The organism is Staphylococcus sp. HMSC072H03 (genome assembly GCF_001809305.1).
GTDB classification, from domain to species: domain Bacteria; phylum Bacillota; class Bacilli; order Staphylococcales; family Staphylococcaceae; genus Staphylococcus; species Staphylococcus hominis.
Map to the genome: position 1 here is coordinate 1 of NZ_KV796896.1, position 3,157 is coordinate 3,157.

The window sequence follows — 3,157 nt, forward strand, 5'->3', positions numbered from 1 at the left end:
GGTGTGACCTCCTTGCCATTGTCACCAGACAAATGAATGATTATACATTCAAAACTAGATAGTAAGTAAAGATTTGCGTCGCAAAACTTGAAAAAATTGATTAAGTCTTCGATCGATTAGTATTCGTCAGCTCCACGTGTCACCACGCTTCCACCTCGAACCTATTAACCTCATCATCTCTGAGGGATCTTATAACCGAAGTTGGGAAATCTCATCTTGAGGGGGGCTTCATGCTTAGATGCTTTCAGCACTTATCCCGTCCATACATAGCTACCCAGCTATGCCGTTGGCACGACAACTGGTACACCAGAGGTATGTCCATCCCGGTCCTCTCGTACTAAGGACAGCTCCTCTCAAATTTCCTACGCCCACGACGGATAGGGACCGAACTGTCTCACGACGTTCTGAACCCAGCTCGCGTACCGCTTTAATGGGCGAACAGCCCAACCCTTGGGACCGACTACAGCCCCAGGATGCGATGAGCCGACATCGAGGTGCCAAACCTCCCCGTCGATGTGAACTCTTGGGGGAGATAAGCCTGTTATCCCCGGGGTAGCTTTTATCCGTTGAGCGATGGCCCTTCCATGCGGAACCACCGGATCACTAAGTCCGTCTTTCGACCCTGCTCGACTTGTAGGTCTCGCAGTCAAGCTCCCTTATGCCTTTACACTCTATGAATGATTTCCAACCATTCTGAGGGAACCTTTGAGCGCCTCCGTTACCTTTTAGGAGGCGACCGCCCCAGTCAAACTGCCCGCCTGACACTGTCTCCCACCACGATAAGTGGTGCGGGTTAGAAAGCCAACACAGCTAGGGTAGTATCCCACCAACGCCTCCACGTAAGCTAGCGCTCACGTTTCAAAGGCTCCTACCTATCCTGTACAAGCTGTGCCGAATTTCAATATCAGGCTACAGTAAAGCTCCACGGGGTCTTTCCGTCCTGTCGCGGGTAACCTGCATCTTCACAGGTACTATGATTTCACCGAGTCTCTCGTTGAGACAGTGCCCAAATCGTTACGCCTTTCGTGCGGGTCGGAACTTACCCGACAAGGAATTTCGCTACCTTAGGACCGTTATAGTTACGGCCGCCGTTTACTGGGGCTTCGATTCGTAGCTTCGCAGAAGCTAACCACTCCTCTTAACCTTCCAGCACCGGGCAGGCGTCAGCCCCTATACATCACCTTACGGTTTAGCAGAGACCTGTGTTTTTGATAAACAGTCGCTTGGGCCTATTCACTGCGGCTCTTCTGGGCTTGCACCCTAAAGAGCACCCCTTCTCCCGAAGTTACGGGGTCATTTTGCCGAGTTCCTTAACGAGAGTTCGCTCGCTCACCTTAGAATTCTCATCTTGACTACCTGTGTCGGTTTGCGGTACGGGCACCTAATCTCTATCTAGAGGCTTTTCTCGGCAGTGTGAAATCAACGACTCGAGGAAACAATTTCCTCTCCCCATCACAGCTCAATCTTAAGAGTGCCGGATTTGCCTAACACTCAATCTCACTGCTTAGACGTACAATCCAATCGTACGCTTCGCCTATCCTACTGCGTCCCCCCATCGATTAAAACGATTATAGGTGGTACAGGAATATCAACCTGTTATCCATCGCCTACGCCTGTCGGCCTCAGCTTAGGACCCGACTAACCCAGAGCGGACGAGCCTTCCTCTGGAAACCTTAGTCAATCGGTGGACGGGATTCTCACCCGTCTTTCGCTACTCACACCGGCATTCTCACTTCTAAGCGCTCCACATGTCCTTGCGATCATGCTTCAACGCCCTTAGAACGCTCTCCTACCATTGTCCAAAGGACAATCCACAGCTTCGGTAATATGTTTAGCCCCGGTACATTTTCGGCGCAGTGTCACTCGACTAGTGAGCTATTACGCACTCTTTAAATGATGGCTGCTTCTAAGCCAACATCCTAGTTGTCTGGGCAACGCCACATCCTTTTCCACTTAACATATATTTTGGGACCTTAGCTGGTGGTCTGGGCTGTTTCCCTTTCGAACACGGACCTTATCACCCATGTTCTGACTCCCAAGTTAAATTAATTGGCATTCGGAGTTTGTCTGAATTCGGTAACCCGAGAGGGGCCCCTCGTCCAAACAGTGCTCTACCTCCAATAATCATCACTTGAGGCTAGCCCTAAAGCTATTTCGGAGAGAACCAGCTATCTCCAAGTTCGATTGGAATTTCTCCGCTACCCACAGTTCATCCGCTCACTTTTCAACGTAAGTCGGTTCGGTCCTCCATTCAGTGTTACCTGAACTTCAACCTGACCATGGGTAGATCACCTGGTTTCGGGTCTACGACCAAATACTATACGCCCTATTCAGACTCGCTTTCGCTACGGCTCCACATTTTCTGCTTAACCTTGCATCAGATCGTAACTCGCCGGTTCATTCTACAAAAGGCACGCCATCACCCATTAACGGGCTCTGACTACTTGTAAGCACACGGTTTCAAGTTCTCTTTCACTCCCCTTCCGGGGTACTTTTCACCTTTCCCTCACGGTACTGGTTCACTATCGGTCACTAGAGAGTATTTAGCCTTAGGAGATGGTCCTCCCAGATTCCGACGGAATTTCACGTGCTCCGTCGTACTCAGGATCCACTCAAGAGAGAATATATTTTCAACTACAGGATTATTACCTTCTTTGATTCAACTTTCCAGATGATTCGTTTAATATATTCCTTTGTAACTCCGTATAGAGTGTCCTACAACCCCAATAAGCAAGCTTATTGGTTTGGGCTCTTCCCGTTTCGCTCGCCGCTACTCAGGGAATCGAATTTTCTTTCTCTTCCTCCGGGTACTAAGATGTTTCAGTTCTCCGGGTCTGCCTTCTGACAAGCTATGAATTCACTTGTCGATAACACAACATAACTTGTGTTGGGTTCCCCCATTCGGAAATCTCTGGATCAACGCTTACTTACAGCTACCCAAAGCATATCGTCGTTAGTAACGTCCTTCATCGGCTTCTAGTGCCAAGGCATCCACCGTGCGCCCTTAATAACTTAATCTAATATAGTTATTAATCTGTGAGTGTTCTTTCGAACACTAGCGATTATTTTTTATGAATTCAAGCTTATTTAAAACTCTATTCACTCGGTTTTGCTTGGTAAAATCTATTTACTTACTTATCTAGTTTTCAATGTACAA

At 48.3% G+C, this 3,157-nt stretch carries 1 rRNA gene; it reads right to left on the reverse strand.

The window, feature by feature from the left end:
• Positions 1-96: 96 nt before the first annotated feature.
• Positions 97-3,018 (reverse strand): 23S ribosomal RNA (locus tag HMPREF2578_RS07950).
• Positions 3,019-3,157 lie beyond the last annotated feature (139 nt).